This window comes from Pelomicrobium sp. G1, from assembly GCF_051905455.1.
Lineage (GTDB): Bacteria > Pseudomonadota > Gammaproteobacteria > Burkholderiales > UBA6910 > Pelomicrobium.
On sequence record NZ_JBQACR010000483.1, the window covers coordinates 1 to 248 of the forward strand.

The 248-nt window shown below is 64.9% G+C and carries 1 protein-coding gene; it reads left to right on the top strand.

Annotated elements, in window-relative coordinates:
• A partial coding sequence (locus ACTFO6_RS19320) for an ATP cone domain-containing protein (RefSeq protein WP_439935938.1) occupies positions 1-248 on the top strand: 248 nt, incomplete at both ends.

Here is a 248-nt window from a genome sequence, read left to right on the forward strand (position 1 = left end):
CTGCACAAGCGCCCGGTGCCGGCGGAGAAGGTGGAAGCCGCGATCAAGAACGTGGTGCAGCGGGTCTTGTCCCTGGGCGTGCGGGAGATCCGCACCCGGCAAATCGGGGAAATGGTGATGGAAGAGCTCTACAAGCTGGACAAGGTGGCTTACATCCGGTTCGCCTCGGTCTACCGCAGCTTCAAGGACGTGGACGATTTCCAGCACGTGATCGCGGAAGTGCGGCGCCCGCGGGCCAAGCGCGGGGC